This window comes from Weissella viridescens, from assembly GCF_014789145.1.
Lineage (GTDB): Bacteria > Bacillota > Bacilli > Lactobacillales > Lactobacillaceae > Weissella > Weissella viridescens.
Map to the genome: position 1 here is coordinate 912867 of NZ_CP061835.1, position 15772 is coordinate 928638.

The window sequence follows — 15772 nt, forward strand, 5'->3', positions numbered from 1 at the left end:
AAAGGACCTATTACGATGACCCAGACCGTTACAGCGATACAAAACATTGATTCTGATCGCCTTTTAACAAATTTAACGCAGTACGCATCTTTGATGATTGAGAATGGTGCCGAAGCTTCTCAAGTAGAAAATCAATTGATTACAATCAGTGAATTTTTAAACGTTAAAATTAACTGTGCCATTACTTTAGATACCATTTTCATTAATCTAGATAGCACAAGTAAGACGGAGTTAATTAAGGTTAATTCAAATGCCTTTAACCTTCAAAAGGTCGATGCGTTGACCCAAAACACTTATGCCTTATTAACTAGACAAATTGATCTAAACACCTATTACGATCGCATTGATCGCATTGAACATAAAACTATCAACTACCCTTTTTGGTTACGTTTCATAGGGGCTGGGTTAGTTTCAATGCCACCTTTTTTACTTTTCCAAACAACTCCAATCACTTTTTTGTTTGGTTTTTTTCTAGGACCAACTGGCTACTTTTTAAATAGTACCGTTGACCGTCACGTTGACTTGCCCTATGTGGCCAATGTATTTGGCGCTTTTACGGTAGCCTTTTTAGCTTGTGTTGCTGGGACATTCTATCCAACAACTTCAGTTGCTAGCCTCATCATCTTTGGTTTGCTGCCTCTATTCCCTGGCACTTCAATTGTGAATGCAATCCATGAAATTATTCATAATGAGATGATTTCAGGATTAATCCGTCTTCTGCAATCATTGCTAAGTGCTGGTGCTTTAGGTGTTGGCTCAACCATTGCCGTCGTTATCTTCAACGCACTCTTTTAAGCTACCTCTAAAAGGAACAACCTTATGACAAGTTACCATATTTTAATGAACATGCTACTAAGTTTTACCTCAGCCTTTGGTTTTGGAATCATCACTAATGTTCCCAAACGATCATTAGTGCCTTCAGGAACAATCGGCATGATTGTTTGGATCGTCTATCACGGACTGTCACTGACTTTACCCAACTCACTCGTTTTGCCAAATTTAATGGGTGGTTTAATCATCGGCCTATTAGCCCATGCGTATGGTAGTCATTATCATGTGTCTTCCAATGTTGTTGCTATCCCAGCCATGGTGAGCTTAGTTCCTGGTAGTGGAGCCTATGAAGCGATGAAATTGTTAATTACACCCAATCACAGCGCATACGCTGCCCACGCGCAATTCCACAATGTATTTGTGGTTGCTGTTTCAATTACAATTGGCTTCTTCCTAGCTGAATTCTTCATCCTTATGTTGGGTAAAATCAATCATAGCCAAGTTAAATCAATTATTGATGAAACGTGGCGTCGCCTTTTGTAATTTATAATGTAAAAAAAGAACACGACTTTACAGTCGTGTTCTTTTTTATGGCCTCATCAAATCATTGAAATATCTAAAGGTTATGTCTTCATTTTCTGGGTTGGCCTTCTGGTTTGAGAATAAAAAGAGACCTGTCTTCCCATCGTTTGAAATACGATATGACGACTCAAAGCCAACTTGGGTACCATGTCCCCCATAAGCATTGATACTTGGGTATGTGTAAACACCACCTGCATACGTTTTGCCTTTAATCGGATGTGTTAAAGCCATAAACTGTGCTTTTGAAATTAATTTACCATTAATTTCATCCTTTAACAATTTGTAATATGTGTATGGCGTTGCATACGTATTTCCCGTTCCTACTTCAGAATAAAAGGCAGCTTTCGGCGCTTTTATTGGACGCTTACCATCAAGTTCGTAGGCAACAGGTCGCTTTTTATTACTTAAAAATTGCACATTATTTTCAACGCGGTAGTACGGCTGAATATATTCAGCCAATAATTCATCATATGATTTATTTGACAGTTTTCTTAAGATTCCTGACACAATAATATAATTCGCCGCACTATAACGCCACTTTCCATTTTCGCCATATTGGGGTTTGTATTTCGCTCTTTGCACCACATCATGGATGTAACCACCTTCAGAAAGATCTTGGTCACTAAAATGATTGACTGTATACCCACTTGTCATATCGACAAGCTCTTTTACTGTTACCGAATCAGCATGAGGTAAATTCGGATAAAACTCCGAAACTTTAGTTTCAAAGTTGTATCCATGATCATGTAGAACTTTTACCAACAATACGCCAGTAATGTTTTTTGAAATTGAGGCCAATGGGTATGTTGTTGTCACTGTATTTTGCTTACCTGACTGGTTAGATTTTCCATAAGCCCGATTAAGTAGGACATGTCCGTCTTTGATAACTAGCGCGGTTCCTTTGAAACCCTTGCGTTTCAACTCTTGATTCAATTGGTTCACTACTGGCCCTTGCACATAAGTTGGCTGGTTGCCATTATCTCTGAATTTATTGGATGGTTTAAGCTTTACGGTTGACTTCTGATTTGCCGACGAAGTATGCCGAGTATTTTTTTGGTCTGGCCTCAATCTTAATACCAACAGCATCAGTACAACTATAAGGACTCCCAAGAAACCGACTAACAACCACTGGCGCCGTCTCTTTTTTTGTTTTGATTGATTTAAACGCATTTTCATTCACGCCCGTTTACATTTTATTCAATGAACAATTATAGCATTAATTAATAATTCCGGTGAATCCACAACTAGGTTCGCCAAAAAAGGATTCTTAATAGTTTTTGAATACTACCTCATGTCCAACAACTTTCCCGTAAATATATTTTGCCAAGTTAGCATTTTTTCCCGTTACAGAATATTGATTCGATTGTAGGATCACCGCATTACGACCATCCTTACTCATATAGACGTAATCCTCAAAGCCTTGCATCACACCACGACAGAAATAAGCGCGACCACGATCTTCTGAATACAATCCTCCAGAATAAATTTCATGATATTGTGACATTGGTGTCGAAACGGCTTTAAACTGTTGCGACGTAACAATCTTTGCTTTTATCTCAGCTTCAAGCAGTTGGTATATGCCCCAAGTATTTGTGAAAATATCACCCGTGCCCAACTCCTTTTGATATTCTGATTTGTTAAATGGGATGTTAACCCCCTCAACTGTACTACCTAGTGGCTTCGCTAAATTATTCGCATACCCCGGCAATGTTTGTAGTTCATATTGTGGACCAAACGTTTCTTTAACGAGTTGTTCGTATGATTTCCCAGTCACTTTATCTAGAATGCCAATCAAAATATGATAATCAGTGGCATTATAATGCCACGCTGTTTTTGTATGATTATAGTACGTATGCTTTAAAATTTCGTCAATGTAAACTTTTTCATCCCCTAAACGCTTGGGCACAAATTTGCTCGTGTCATATTTCGCATTCATGGTAATTAATTGCCGAATCGTTATGTTTTCAGCATTCGGCAATTTCGGATAAAACGTCGATAGTTTCGTCTCAGGGGAATACCCCTTAGCTTCTAACTGCTTCACTGCAAGTACAGCCGTCACATTTTTGGTCAATGAAGCAATCGGATACTTCGTCGCTGTCGTATTGTCACGTTGCGACCGAATTTTAGTCTTACCATACCCTTGATTCAAGATGGGTTTCCCGTCTTTAACAACAAGTACCGTTCCACTAAACTTATTTTGTTTAATGGCGTTATCGAATTGTACTGCCTGACTCGCCTCAGGCACCACCTCATGCTCATGCGTCAATGCATCTCGTGAATCACTCTGTGCTGAATCCGGATGCTCAACTAAAGTCGTACCTAAGTAAGCGATGCCACAAATACCCGCAATACTAACGATGGCAACCAGCCATTTAGCATGTTTTTTTAGTGGCATACCTATTTCTCCTTATGCTTATCTTTTTTTGTCACAACCGAACCATCCTCTTGCGTTGCCCCGTTTTGCGGTTGTGGTTTGGTTAAAATACGCTGTGTTATCGTACTAATCACTTCATCGTTTTCCGGCAAATCCGAGTGTTCTGCATCTGATCCGGTTACTGTAATTTCCGTATAGTTTTTTACCTGATTTTGATAAATATACTTACCTGCTCGGACAGATTCTTCCGGAACAATGCCGTCTGATGTATACGTTTTGGTCCCAGCCAGCGCGTAAACCGTTAAATCCTCTGGCAAACGCTTTCTATGTTTAATAAAATCAGAAAGCATTTGCGTTCGGTTATGAATCGAGGTTTCTTCAAAGTTAAATGGCGTGCCCATTGTCAGCAGTTTCTTAATTTTTACTTCAGGATAATTTTTTGCATATCGTTCTAAGAAATCAGTATAAACGAGTCCGCCATTGGAGTGGCCAATCCCTTTGTAATTATTAAATTCATACTTATTCTGGAGCATAGCAAAGGCAGCGTTAAACATCTCTGCTTCGGCTTTAATATTCTTGTAGCCATCATGGTTATTTTCAAATCCAACGACAATAAAGGGTTCATTATCATTTTTTAGTTTTTTGCCAACCACTGTGATTCGACCATCGTCCCATACTTTGACTTTAATTAGGCTATGACGAACCGGTGCCGTTTGATTAATATCCTCAACCATGGCATCGAACCGATTATTTGTCGCCGAGCTGCCGGGAATTAAAATGACCGGTGATAGTTTTGAATTGTAAAAACGATCTAGTTCGTGAATATTCATTTTAGTCCATGAATAAGCTGGAACGGCCAGCAAAAGTAGTAAGCCTATCCCAATCAGGAGGCCCGTTATGGCTTGTTTATGTCTTTTTAACATCGTTTTCACCACCCTCAATGCCTTTCGTTTAAGCGTATTTGTATGCGTTCGTCCAACTTAACAAAAGGAATATAAATCATCACATCAATGATAAACATCACAATTCCTGCAAATAATGCAACACAATTTCCACCTGAGCCCATAAAGGCGATCAATGGACCTGGCGTTCCAATCGGCACCGGATAGATCGATGGTGGCATTGCTTTAAGACCAATCAGAATGGCACCTAAACAAACATTGATTGTTGGTACGAAAATAAATGGAATGAGATAAATCGGACTAAATAAGACCGGCAACCCGATCATTAGTCCTTGCCCACTTCCAAAAAGTGTGGGCAGAATTGAAATATTACTGATTGCCCGCTGTTTGTGACTTTTTGAGAATAGAATAACGGCAACACCTAAAGCTAAGACTCCACCAACACCACCAAATAATCCGAAACTATCATAGAGACTTTCTTCGGTGAATGGATTCGGTACTTGCCAAGCTGAATGATGTTTTAAGGCAAACATTAAATTAGCATTTGCTGTTGGACTAGTAAAACTGTTATCAAATTCAAACGGGCCGCTTAAGCCCAACCAACGCATAGCCGTTGTCACAAGCGTCCCCAACAGGGTCATACTAAATGACCCCCGTTGCAATGCGCTAACAGCCATATCAATCCCATTCGTAATTGGTGTGAATTTAACAAGCATGTTTAATCCAACATTCAGCAGTAATCCACCACCTAACACCAAGGCCACCACGCCAATCATCCCATAATTATTGACACTTTCGGTGTGCTTAGCATGTTTTTGTCCCCATCTTGCCACACGACCAAAAATAGTCCCAACAATATATCCAAATACCAGTCCTACTAGTAGCCCACGCATCCCCGTATATCGTGTCATGGCAGACAACTGCATGTGTCCCTTCACCAAATTGGCAGGATTGAAAACGAGCACATATGCAACCGCCGCAGTAATGCCAGCTTGATAGATTTTATGACTATATTTTCTCACAGATAAATCAGCCATATAATAGGCAGCTAAAATCCCTAAAATTCCTAAAGTTAAGTGGGATAAATTTTGAAAATAGTGATTCAAAAGATCATATTGCGGTAAAAGGTTCGGAATATCAAATACATTATTGATAAAGCCCGCGTCATCTAAAACTGTTTTACGGAAAGCTGATAAAAAACTGCCAATTATGGCAAAAGGAAATAGTCGTGTTAACGTTCGTTGCGTCAAATCCACAAAGCGATATTGTCGAATTCGAAAGAACCATTTAAATAAGTTTTCCTGCATACCTAATAACCTCTACTCCAGTGTCTTAAATCCTATTTTACCATGTTTATGAAACAGAAGACTTGTGGTTACAAATTATATTGAAGCGCGGTATGATATGAGTAATATCTTTTCGAAAGGAGCTACTATGTCCATGGATCATACGGCACACAATGATTACCTCGCGGAACCTATTGCCAAAATCATGAAAAAATACCGACTGGCCGGTAAAGTTCTCGTTATCAACGCTGACCAGTCAAATCAAGACATTGAGGGCTTTGGTTATGCTGATAAAAAACATCTGCGCTATAATCAGAACCCTAATGTTCTTTATCCAAGCGCTTCCCTCCAAAAATCCATGACTGCAGCTATGATGATTCAAATCATCAATGAATCAAAATTCACTTCATCCCCGATTAGTGAAGACACCCCGATTGCACGCTGGTACCCTGACCTGAATAAAGGTGCCAATATTACGATTAGCCAATTATTAACGCATACCTCCGGTATTGTCGATTTAAAGTCAGAACGTGATCCAGGTTTCATTATGACTGAAGATCAGGCAATTCAGGCTACTGTTAACCGGATTAATGCTAGCAAACTATCTCTTAATCATTTTTACTACGATAATGACAACTATATCTTACTCGCTGGGATTATTCGTCAGGAAACACACATGAGTTATGCTGATAATCTCAACCAACGTATCATCAGACCGCTCAAACTGACGCAGACAGTTATGTGGCACGATTTAGATACACATGGCGGCACACCGGCCGTCAGCTACCGTTCCTTTGGTCCTTGGCAGTACCTACAACCTCGAACGGCCACTCCTCAACTCATGTCTTATATCGTTGGAGCGGGTAATCTATATACAACCCCAGATGATTATTTAAAATTCCAACGTGGATTACATAATAGTCAAATTTTAGATGTGCACGGTTACGAGCAACTCACCCATCAACCTGATCGACCTAATAATGGCTATTCTGGTGGCATGTACCATCGCCGTCACGGGAAACTCAAGAAAGTTTACGGCTACTTACGTGATACTCATTATCGCAACTGGGTCCAACTCTCTAGTGACAGTCAATATGGCATCATTCTTTTTACGAATCAAAGTCGTTCATCAATGGGGGTCAAACGTGCCGCACATGAAATACTACAACTCTTTTCCGATCAATTTGATGCTAAATAAAAAACACTGGATTGCTATGTGTAGCGCTTCCAGCGTTTTTTATTTACATTTGAAAAAATTTATCAATCTCTTTCAAGGTCGCTTTAGCTTCTGGCATGCCCTGCCACATTGGATAATCATGGACTAAACAAGGATGAATGATACAATCAACTGCATTTCCATCTGCTAATTCGCACTTCTGCGCAATGGTTTTAACTGAATCCACAACACATTCATTGCCACCTGAGTCCAAACGCAACCGTCCAATATGACTAAAATCCGTCTGTTGCATGAAATCGAATTGTTGATACCCCACATCATTTTGCATACAGCGCATCCGCTTTGGATCTAACACCAAATCTTGTTGCGCTGCTGTTTTTGAGACATTAAAAGTTGTATCAGGGCAGAGTGAAACCAGCGCCGAAGCATCAGGAAGTTTCAAACTATCATCACGGATATCTAACAATAACCGTAAAACAATGTTAGCACCAGCAGAATCCCCCCAAAGATAGTGTCGCTCCGCTTGGCTTTGTTTCATCCAGTCTTGATAAACCTTTAAAATCCACTGACGAACATTTACCAATCCGGCAGGTGCTAGCGGATAATCCGGAATTGTTACAGCATATCCCATTTTCATAAAGGTCAATGCCACTTGATTAAACGCCGTTGAAGCCGGCAAAATAAACGCCCCACCATGCAGCATCAGCAATTCACCTTTGGTGGTATCCGTTAATGTAAGACGGCGGATTGAGCACGCTTCAAGTTCAACAGTTGTCTGCTTTACCTTATCTGGAAATTTAAGAGACTGTGGCCGTTCATCAGCGGGTAACTGTTGCATCTTCGCAAAAGTATCCATTAATTGTTGGCGGTAATTCATTTCAGCAAGTTTTTGGTTAATTGACGCGGCCGTTTCTGAAAGTACCATTGTTCCTCCTAAGCAAAACGCGTTAAACCATGAGGTTCAACGCGTGACATGCTATTGCTTAAATTGCTTGAAATCATCAGATGCCTTTGGTCGGTAATTAGCCCACGCAGCATCAAAAAACTTATTATTGATTTTATATTTAGGTTGCGCCTGTTTCTGTGTCAGGAATGGGTTAACATGGTCATCCATTGCTAACCAACCGTTCCAACCTAAATGAATTGTATCTTGCATAAAGTACGGTTTATTACCATCCTTAGATAGATCAACAACATGATTAAAGCCTTGAGAACGCAGTTGATACGTAATCTTCTTCACTGAACGTTGGTACATTCCTTCGTTTAAGCCTGTGTAGTCCATCCACTTTTGATTTACCGGTGGAATGACGAACATAACATCAGTGTTTGACTGCGCAAATTGATTCAAGACTAATTGGAAATCATTATACTCAACTGATGCCTCATAGTTAACGTTAGCTTGTTTGCCAGCTAGATTCTTTTCAGCTTGACGGACATGCTTATCGTAAAAGGTATTATTAATGCCAAAACGGTTATTCGTTGTTGCTTGCTTACCCAGACGTGTTGCTGTTTGGGTAAGTTGCTCACGATTATAAGGCTGTGGCAATGTCTTACTTCCTGGCAAAATCTTTTGGTTATAATTGTCCTCGATTCGCCATTTACTAAAGAATGCATCTTCATGGTTCACCAGTGATAATTGGGTATTAATGCGTTGCTTTTCAAAGGGCGACAAGGGTTGTCCGTTTGCCACTTTTTGCATCATCTGCTTAATTGACCCATCCGGCGCAACCTTCATAAATCGTTGCGCAGCAAGCCGATCCGCTTGTGTACCAGTTTGATTCTTTAAAAAATCAAGTCCTTGACCCGAACTATAAAAGACGGAGAAAGCTTGTGGATTATCCGTATTTTTAACAAACCATTGCGGTGAAATAACGAAAACGGCCTGCTTATCTTTAATTTGTGGCAACATCTGTTGCATACCAAAATAATGTGACAATGCCGTTGATCCACTTTGCCCAAGCAAGAATGGACGATAGCTGCGGTGATAGCCCTCAGCTAAAGTCGACGGATGCATGGCATCCATGCGTTTCCATTCACTTGACCCAAAAAACGGAACAAATCGATGTTGTTTATCTGATAAGGCCTGTTGCTTTAGGATAGCACTTTTAAAAACACGCGGTGAAGTTGCACTTGCTGCTTTACGTTCAACTTTATAGTTGGATTTAGGGTGCGTATTTGCTGCGAGAATCACCACTAAAATTAAAAGTACCGCGCATAACAATGGCCCAAAAATCAGCCAAAGTCGTTTACGCATTCCGCAATTCCTTTACCCCTTCAATAATCTTGTTAGCTGTATTCCAGTCATCACGTCCCATTTCAGAAACAGGTACCTTAATACCAAACTTAGATTCAAGTGCCACAACTAACTCAACAACAGCCATTGAGTCCAATACGCCTGCATCAAATAAATCTTCATCCATCATATCTGAAACATCTTCCATGAACAAATCATCGATGATTGCAATCACTTCTGCTTGTACATCCATATCTTCTGCCATTTTAAATTCCTCTATTCTTTAATTTAATTAGTGAAACCATAATTCATTCAAAAAGCCTGAGAAGACCAAGAAGGTGAACATGGTAAAGTTAAACGTTAAAAAGATTGCAAATCCATTGGTGAACCAGTTACTTGGTAATGGTTCCAAACCAGCTTTTTTACGATCACGATTCTTTTGTTTCTTCTGACGTAACCACCAGTCATTGATAATCAAACCGAGCGCGTGAAGGAAACCATACAAAATATACCACCATGTTACACCATGCCAGAATCCCATCAAAAGCATGTCTACCATATAGGCAAATCCTGATGTCACATTTCTATTTTTAAACACCTTATTTCGCGTTAAGACCAAAACTAAACGCATAAAGACATAATCTCGGAACCAGAAGCTCAAAGTCATATGCCAACGATTCCAGAATTCCTTTAAGTTCTTTGCCATAAAGGGCTTATTGAAATTAATCGGTGTATCAATTCCCATAAATTTTGAAATCGCAATAGCAAACAAAGAGTAACCCGCAAAATCAAAGAAGAGGTAAAGTCCGTATGAGTACATCACACCAAGCGTTGGTAAGTTAAAGATTCCCCCCTCCAGCAAAGCTGCTTTTTTGAAAGGAATCAAAAACTTAGCTGAAATGAGATACGCAACAATGAACTTATAAAAGAATCCCAGCATAATGTTCCATGTCGCGCTCTGAACGAAATCTAGATAACGTTGTCGATCAGGTACTTGTTCATAATCCGCTTCAAAGCGGCGGTAACGGTCAATGGGTCCTGATGACAGTGTTGGCATGAACATTAAGAACCTAATCGTTGGCCAAACTTTGACATCTTTAAGGACACCGTCCCGCATTTCCATAATCATGCCGACTGATTTAAACGTCAAATATGAAATTCCCAGAAAACCAATAATGGATGCCTTGCCTTGATTAAATGCAGGATGCAATTTCACAATGACTAATGGGAGCGCCGATAGTAAAACCGCCCCATAAAATACCCACTTATTGTCATATTGCTTACGATAAGCCTGGTAAACGAGAATCAATACCGTTTGCCAAAGAATATACGCAATTAGCGCGTAAAATTGTACCCACTTTGGTCCTGCAAACATAAGTAGAATGAACACAAATGAGAAAACCGCTTCATAAATCTGGAAACGGCGTCCCATGAACATCCCTACAATAATTGGTAAAAGCGCCAACAAGAGATACCCAAAGTACATGGGATCGCCGTAGGGCTGTAAATTAGGTAGAGAAGCTAACCATTGACTCATGAGCCGTTCACCTCAGCAATAAGTGCCTTGATGTCCACCTTACCATTTGGCGTCAGTGGCAATGATTCACGATAAATGAATCTTGATGGCATCATGTAAGGCATCATTTCATCTGATAAACTTTCTTTAATGGCCTGTGTTAGTTTCAGTGGCTTTTCATATTGTTCCAATAGTCCTGGCTTAGGTACAACATAGGCCAGCAATTGTTGTACCTTATGTTGATCGTTATAACGAGGCACTGCCACGGCTGACTCAACCATATCTGATAAGTTCAGCACATGTGAAACTTCCTCTAATTCAATGCGGTAGCCGTTAAACTTGATTTGGAAGTCCATACGCCCCCCATAGTGTAACAAGTTATCATCGTCCATCGAACCGACGTCCCCTGTGTGATAGGCAGGTTGTCCATCAAATTCAAAGAAGGCTTCTTCTGTTTTTTCTGGGTTATTGAGGTATCCCTTTGATACTGCTGGACCAGCGACAATAATTTCACCTTGCTCCCCATGTGGTAATACTGTGCCATCTACATCCATAATATATGTTGGAGAATCCGGCTTTGGATAACCAATTGGAAGTCGCTCAGCTTTTTCTAACATCTCATCGGTAATGGCCACTGCAGATAGCGCAACTGTAGCTTCAGTTGGTCCATATGCATTGACAATTCGAGCATCAGGGAAACGTTCACGTAGCTTTTGTGCTGTTCCCACAGTTAACTCTTCCCCATCAAAATAGAAGTACTTGATGTTTGGCATATGTTCCGCATCGAATTCATCTGATAACATCGCCATATCAGCAAATGATGGTGTTGACGTCCAAACCTCAATTGGCAGTTCAGGCAAAACCTTGAACAGCTCTTTGAAGCTTTCAACAACATGACGTGGCAAAGCATATAATGTACCACCCATCGCTAACGTTGGCGCCCAGTACATCACTGATAAATCGAATGAATATGGGGGTTGCGCTAACATTTGTGGTTGCTGTGGAATATCAAAGGCTTCCGCAGATAACATCCAATTTGTGAAAGAGAGCAAATTTTTATGTGAAATTTGAACACCCTTGGGCTTTCCAGTTGTCCCTGAGGTAAAAATGATGTAGTAATTGTCATCATCCGTTACCATATGATCTAAATTATAGGTGACATCGTTTTGTACCACTTCAGCCAATTTTTCAGGCGTGATGACGGGTACAGCATCAATTTCAATTGGTAGTGGGTCTACTGCAATAACCGCAGCAGGCTGCGCAATCTCCAGAATTGATGTCAATCGTTCTTCTGCTGAATTAATATCAACCGGGATGTAAGCATGTCCTGACTTTGTCAAACCGACAAATGTCATAATCGCTTCATAGTCTTGTCCTGTAAAAACCATCACAGGTGCTTTATCAGCTAAACCTAATGTATCAATATACGCCGCCAAAGCATCTGAGTCGTGTTTTAAATCAGCATAGGTATGTTGCTCACCTAATACATCATAGACAACCCGATCACCTTGTGTCATAGCGTAATTGTCAATGGTTTGAATCATATTTTCAATTTGCATCTCATTTTCTCCGCATGTCTATCTAAAATTCGTTATAAATGAAGCCGCCTTGTCCATGGCCTGAATAACCATAGAAATACAACAAAATCAATAACACGGCAAAGTAAAATAATGTTTTTATTATAAACAGCCAAAAGCCTGTATGTTTTTTAAACATTGTTTCGTCCTTTCACTTTCCAGTCTGCCTTATCTATTATTTCATAATTATATCAATGGTATCACAAAAGATTACAGCATTACCATTGATAATTAGTTAGTACTTTCTTCAGTAATCCCATCAGCCTAGTTTGTTTCTGGCGCTTTTATTGTTTCAAAAAGTCGACTAGCTAGGGGTTTATTGCGTGCTTCATCGTTTCGATTAGAAAATAAAATAACCGCATTTTGACCATTTTTATCCATGAACAAAGTTGGTTCAAACCCTTGCATCTTGCCATGTCCAACATATGACTGACCATCAGTACTTGTATAAAGTCCACCAGCATAGAATAAACCGGCAGGTGGTGTCGTTAGCTCTGTGAGCGCAGACTGTGGTAATATCTTTCCCGCAAAATCATCTTTTAGGAAACAATACATCGTCCATGGTGTGGCGAAAACATCACCTGTTCCTACTTCTCGCGCAAAGCGCTGTTCCTGAAAGGCAAGCGCGTGTCCTTGATCATTATAACCGGTTGTGCGATGGTCACTTTTTTTATATTCTTGCACATTTAAAAAGTGATACTTGTCTTGAAACTCTTGTTTAAACAATGTCATCAATGACTTACCTGATAATTGACGTGCTACTCCAGATAGTAGAATGTAATTTGTCGATGTATAGAACCAAGGTTTTGACTGGTGATTAATCGTAACGCGTTCCGCAACATTGTTTATATATCCCGCCTCACTCATCGTTTTTGTCGTAAACGGCACATCCGATAAATCAGCTGTCATCGTCCAAAGTTGATGTAATGACGTCTGCTCAGCCGATGGTACATTGGGATAGAACTTTGATAGTTTTGTTGTACCATCTAATTGATGTTTTTGTAACTGCTTTTGTAGCACAATTCCCGTCAGATGCTTTGTCAGCGAAGCTAATGGATAAACTGTCTCTACAGTATTGGCTTTATGATTCTCCCCAGTGCCATAGCCTCTGTTTAAAATAACTTTATTATGTCGTACGACCAACGCAGTTCCCGTATAATCCACTGCCTGCAGCTGCTTTTCAAGCTCATGGCCTAGCTTATCTTGGGGGACTACTTCTCGATTTCCTTGATCACGATAAACTTTTGTTACCTGCTTCTGTGTTTTTTTGGTCGAAGATTGTGACCCGCCATTTGTCAGAGTCGTCGCCTTTAAGACCAATCCACCACAAACAACACCACACCCAACTAAGCCAATCAAAACTAAGCCAATTTTTTTATAATTCATTTTTCTTCCCACATCGATTGTATTCCCGCAATAATTAACATTGTTTAGACTAGCCTATTTATCAAGTAACGGCAAGCCCAGTCCTTTTCCTATTTGTAAAAAAAAAGAACGAAGCCATCCCGGGCTATCATATGTGCTTTAACCCTGCATCGTTAAAGTAATACCCAAACTGAATAGTCACCCACCGACAACTTCTATCGAATAACACGCTCACACCAATTGATATCATCACACGCAATCATCTCAGTTCCAACATAAATATAGTTATCCCTGTAACCCGTCACTTTACCCTGAACTATCGGGGTTAGATGTCCCAACTCATCACGCCGAATACGCTGTACTTTCACCACTTCATGATTAGCATAAGCATGCGTCAACACCTGATCAATTTCTGCTTCATCCATCCGAGGCATTGCTGTTCGTGTTTCAACTTCAGCTGCCTTTTCTGTATATTTGGCCACATCCTCAACATGGTCTGACAAATAAAACCCTTGCCATTTCACCATACCGCGATCACGGTACGTTTTTTCAAAGAAATCCTTAGCTCGAAGAAAAGCGGCTGCATTAGCTTTGCTATCCATATGCGTTTCCTCCACTGTGTCCCCCAACCAATCCGGCTCGGTCAATCATGGTACCACCATTATCAGTTGAGGCTAGTTTAACAATAGCCGTCGTACCAAACTTATGACGAATATCATCAACCACATGTTCTATAGTTTGTTCTTTCATATTGATTGTAGGTTCAATAAATAAATCCATTTGTTCGGCCACATCAGGAATTAATTTACCAACTGATACCCCAATGTGCCGAATACTTTGCCCGTCATATTGACTATCAAATAATTGATAAAGGGCGCCAACGATTCGTTTTGCGCGATTCGTCGGGTCTATGCTTATTTGTCCGGAAAATCCAGGTTCGCTCTCGGATAATGCAACGCCCACATAAAGATGAACTACCTGACAAGCTTGCCCTTTAGCCCGTAAACGCGCAGCAATTTGTTCACCGATTTCACGGATGACATTTTTAATTTCGCTTGCTTGAACATAATCTCGTGGTAAAACCTGACTATTTGATATACTAGCGCCCTTTGGCTGATATTTATCAGACAACCGACTTCGGTCAACCCCCCAGGCTAAAGCAAATAAGTCAGCACCTTTAACACCAAATCGCTCCATTAAATACTGTGGATCTGCTAATGCAATATCTCCCATGGTACATAATCCCATCTGATTTAATTTTTTGGCTGTCCTTCGTCCAATGCTCCATACTTCGCTTAAGTCATGGATTGACCATAACTTATCTGGAACTTGTTCATAATGCCATTCAGCAATCAAACTATGGTTATGTTTAGATTCTAAATCTAAGGCCAGTTTAGCCATAGTCGGATTGTCACCGATGCCAACTGTCAAATATAAACCAAGGCGTTGTTTAACTTCCAATTGAATAATTCGGGCAAGACCTTTTAACGTCAAATCATGCCCGTACTTCGTCTGCAAATATCCCCATGAATCTGTGACATCTAATATAGATTCATCAATCGAATACAGTTGCAAATCTTCCTCAGCTACAAATTCCCGAAAAATATCATTAACTCTTTTATTTTCCTTAATATAGTAATTCATGCGTGGTGGCACAATAATTAACCGTGGGTCATCTGGTAAATCACGATGTCGCGTTACATTAGAAATACCAAATGTTTTTTTTGCCATCGGCGATGAAGCCAACACTAATCCACCATTCGTATTATCAGCTTGGCTCATTACAACTAATAACGCTTTCATCGGATTCAGACCTAGGTCAACACATTCACAACTGGCATAAAAACTTTTACTATCAATCATGAGTATTTTTCGCCGTACTTCATTTTCTGTCGGAAACATCCTGACACCTCCAGTTAAAGCTAACTATCGTTAATTTTAACCTAATATTTAAGATAATCAAGATTTTTTGATAGAAATCTTCATCAT

The 15772-nt window shown here is 40.0% G+C and carries 16 protein-coding genes; 3 read left to right on the plus strand and 13 right to left on the minus strand.

The features are described 5' to 3' along the window. Positions 1 to 15 precede the first annotated feature (15 nt). Complete coding sequence (locus tag IE337_RS04555) at positions 16 to 795, plus strand: threonine/serine exporter family protein (RefSeq protein WP_191135961.1); 780 nt, start codon at positions 16 to 18, stop codon at positions 793 to 795. 24 nt (positions 796 to 819) lie between these two features. Continuing rightward, positions 820 to 1314, plus strand: coding sequence for a threonine/serine exporter family protein (locus IE337_RS04560; protein WP_191135962.1), 495 nt, complete (start codon positions 820 to 822; stop codon positions 1312 to 1314). A gap of 45 nt (positions 1315 to 1359) precedes the next feature. Here the strand turns inward: IE337_RS04560 and IE337_RS04565 are convergent, their stop codons facing one another. From IE337_RS04565 to IE337_RS04580, 4 genes are all read right to left on the minus strand, one after another. Then, positions 1360 to 2529, minus strand: coding sequence for a serine hydrolase domain-containing protein (locus IE337_RS04565; protein ID WP_191135963.1), 1170 nt, complete (start codon positions 2527 to 2529; stop codon positions 1360 to 1362). 91 nt (positions 2530 to 2620) lie between these two features. Beyond that, positions 2621 to 3748, minus strand: coding sequence for a serine hydrolase domain-containing protein (locus IE337_RS04570; protein ID WP_191135964.1), 1128 nt, complete (start codon positions 3746 to 3748; stop codon positions 2621 to 2623). Between the two features lie 2 nt (positions 3749 to 3750). Next, positions 3751 to 4650 carry an alpha/beta hydrolase gene (locus IE337_RS04575; RefSeq protein WP_191135965.1) on the minus strand — a complete coding sequence of 300 codons (900 nt, stop codon included), beginning with the start codon at positions 4648 to 4650 and terminating at the stop codon, positions 3751 to 3753. 14 nt (positions 4651 to 4664) lie between these two features. Then, complete coding sequence (locus IE337_RS04580; RefSeq protein ID WP_191135966.1) at positions 4665 to 5936, minus strand: PTS transporter subunit EIIC; 1272 nt, start codon at positions 5934 to 5936, stop codon at positions 4665 to 4667. Positions 5937 to 6069: 133 nt separating this feature from the next. On the opposite strand from IE337_RS04580, the gene IE337_RS04585 reads away from it, so the two are divergent. After that, positions 6070 to 7113, plus strand: a complete 1044-nt coding sequence (locus IE337_RS04585; RefSeq protein WP_191135967.1) for a serine hydrolase domain-containing protein — start codon at positions 6070 to 6072, stop codon at positions 7111 to 7113. Between the two features lie 43 nt (positions 7114 to 7156). Here IE337_RS04585 and IE337_RS04590 read toward each other — a convergent pair whose 3' ends face one another. The 9 genes from IE337_RS04590 to IE337_RS04630 form a co-directional block, all read right to left on the minus strand. Beyond that, entirely contained in the window at positions 7157 to 8017 is an 861-nt protein-coding gene (locus IE337_RS04590) for an alpha/beta hydrolase (RefSeq protein ID WP_191135968.1), read from the minus strand. 51 nt (positions 8018 to 8068) lie between these two features. Further along, a complete protein-coding gene (gene dltD / locus IE337_RS04595; RefSeq protein WP_191135969.1) occupies positions 8069 to 9346 on the minus strand; it encodes a D-alanyl-lipoteichoic acid biosynthesis protein DltD in 1278 nt (425 codons plus the stop codon). Beyond that, on the minus strand, positions 9339 to 9578 hold the full coding sequence (gene dltC, locus IE337_RS04600; protein ID WP_057744626.1) for a D-alanine--poly(phosphoribitol) ligase subunit DltC: 240 nt from the start codon (positions 9576 to 9578) through the stop codon (positions 9339 to 9341). Before dltC ends, dltD begins: the two co-directional genes overlap by 8 nt. 39 nt (positions 9579 to 9617) lie before the next feature. After that, positions 9618 to 10862: a D-alanyl-lipoteichoic acid biosynthesis protein DltB gene (dltB, locus tag IE337_RS04605; RefSeq protein WP_191135970.1), complete on the minus strand. Its 1245-nt coding sequence runs from the start codon at positions 10860 to 10862 to the stop codon at positions 9618 to 9620. After that, complete coding sequence (dltA, locus tag IE337_RS04610) at positions 10859 to 12400, minus strand: D-alanine--poly(phosphoribitol) ligase subunit DltA (RefSeq protein WP_191135971.1); 1542 nt, start codon at positions 12398 to 12400, stop codon at positions 10859 to 10861. Before dltA ends, dltB begins: the two co-directional genes overlap by 4 nt. A gap of 22 nt (positions 12401 to 12422) precedes the next feature. Further along, a complete protein-coding gene (locus IE337_RS04615; protein ID WP_072153082.1) occupies positions 12423 to 12557 on the minus strand; it encodes a teichoic acid D-Ala incorporation-associated protein DltX in 135 nt (44 codons plus the stop codon). A gap of 125 nt (positions 12558 to 12682) precedes the next feature. Beyond that, positions 12683 to 13804, minus strand: coding sequence for a serine hydrolase domain-containing protein (locus tag IE337_RS04620; protein WP_191135972.1), 1122 nt, complete (start codon positions 13802 to 13804; stop codon positions 12683 to 12685). Between the two features lie 194 nt (positions 13805 to 13998). Next, a complete protein-coding gene (locus tag IE337_RS04625; RefSeq protein ID WP_191135973.1) occupies positions 13999 to 14385 on the minus strand; it encodes a hypothetical protein in 387 nt (128 codons plus the stop codon). Further along, the gene (locus IE337_RS04630; RefSeq protein ID WP_191135974.1) at positions 14378 to 15685 is read right to left on the minus strand and encodes a Y-family DNA polymerase; all 1308 of its coding nucleotides are present in this window, start codon (positions 15683 to 15685) and stop codon (positions 14378 to 14380) included. The genes IE337_RS04625 and IE337_RS04630 overlap by 8 nt, the downstream gene beginning before the upstream one ends. Positions 15686 to 15772 lie beyond the last annotated feature (87 nt).